Source organism: Vibrio sp. 1180_3, assembly GCF_029478545.1.
GTDB classification, from domain to species: Bacteria; Pseudomonadota; Gammaproteobacteria; order Enterobacterales; family Vibrionaceae; genus Vibrio; species Vibrio aestuarianus.
Window position 1 is genome coordinate 1 of record NZ_SJFM01000105.1, and the last position, 1,788, is coordinate 1,788.

General features: G+C 38.8%; 1 protein-coding gene. It reads right to left on the reverse strand.

Annotated elements, in window-relative coordinates; translation table 11 throughout:
* Nucleotides 1-245: 245 nt before the first annotated feature.
* Nucleotides 246-860, reverse strand: coding sequence for a hypothetical protein (locus tag EYW48_RS21010; RefSeq protein ID WP_045570168.1), 615 nt, complete (start codon nt 858-860; stop codon nt 246-248).
* Nucleotides 861-1,788: the final 928 nt, after the last annotated feature.

Consider the following 1,788-nt stretch of genomic DNA (forward strand, 5'->3'; position numbering starts at 1 on the left):
CTAAACTATCAAAGGAAAAAACGCTTATCAAAACCACTGAAATAGGCCAAAACTTCACTACAGACTCACAATATAAATAACACCAGATAGGATGATAACCCTCTGATGTGGAATATAAAAGGGTATAACGCCCAATTAAGGGGTGAACAACGCAACCACCCACACCTAAGGCATTGTGCCATAAACACTAAAACTGAAGTAGAAGCAAAAATGCCAAGCGTTGTGAATCCCTCTTAAATTGATTGTTATACGCAAACCCGATTACACGCTTCAATCTCAATATTCTTTAGCTTATGGCATTTTTCTGTACCGACCAAAGAGACTAAAAACGGACAATTGTAGAGATCTAGTAATTTCAACTCAGATAAGCACTCTATGCCGTCAAGAGTTTCTAGCTTTCTCGAAGTAAGGTACAACTGCTCTAAGTTTTTCATACCACTTAGCAATTTAAGGTTCTGATTTGGATAGTTTACGAGGTTCAGATTTCTGATTGAATCAAGTGAAAACATTGAACTTAGACCTTTGGACCAAGTAGCTTTAAAAACCTTCAAATCGGAAAAACGCGTAAAATCTATTTTTTGTTGGCTTTTGCACTGAAGGCCTAAAACTTCCAACTGTGTCAAAGCCTCAAGACTCTTCAACCCAGTTGCATCCCAAACGTATATCTCCAAACTTTTCAGAAACGTAAGCTGTGATATGAATGAAATGTCTCGCTCTTTGAAGCCGAAGGAGTCCGTCAAACGAAGCGCTCTAATTTCGTTAGAAAGCATATATTCCAAGACATTATCTGACCAAGAGTCTTTTAAGATTAAGACACTACCTATACCATTTTCATCGGCACGAATTTCGAATTTATCCATTTTTCGCCTTTGCGTATAACGCCCAATTAAGTGGTGAACAACGCACTGACCAAGCCGCCGCATTGCACCATAAAACACTTTACCTGACGCATAGTAAAACTGCTACGCGTTGAGAATCCACTTGAATTGCTTGTTATGTGAATTTTACCGTGAATTCAAAGTAAACCACCGTAGAAATGAAGGTATTTGAATAAGTTACGTAAAAAATGATGCTTACTAAAACCTAAATTTCACAGCGATCTGAGCCAAAGAGAACCACTTACAGAATCAACAACAAAGAAAGCGCCCTTTCAGCCACAACAAAACCTTTTGCTTCACCAGACTTTCCGTGCTGAATGTCAGCAAGCAAATCAGTCAAAAATGCATTTCAATTGAAGCGATTTGAAACCGATAAAACTCAACACAAACCAGATCCAAAACTTAATTGAGGCAACCCAAGAACCTTGAAAACGATCCATCTCAGATTGTTCAAGAATCCATTTCGACCAAGCCAACTTGCCTAAAACACGGAACGAATTCTCAATGAAATCGTAGATTTGACCTTAAAAACTCATCAAACACATAACGCTGCGTTAAGTGGTGAGCAACGCGACCACAATCCTAAACCATTGCGCCTTAAACACAAAACTCAACCTAGAATCGAAAATCCCAAGCGTTGGGAATCCGTCTTAAACGCCTAGTTAGCTGCTGCACTTTCGCTAGCGAATTACGCTAAACTGCCTAATTTGAAACACATTATTGCTTTCAAACGGCAAAGTAAAACGGACAGCTGTGAAATTAAAACCTAATCCACGAAATGCTCTTGGCAAAGAAGAAATGACCGAGAAAATCACCATTCCTTAGCATGGTAATTTGCAAAGAATTCTATCGAAAAAGCCAACGACAAAGCACACGAAACGAATTTAGGAATGCATAAATTTCAACACCA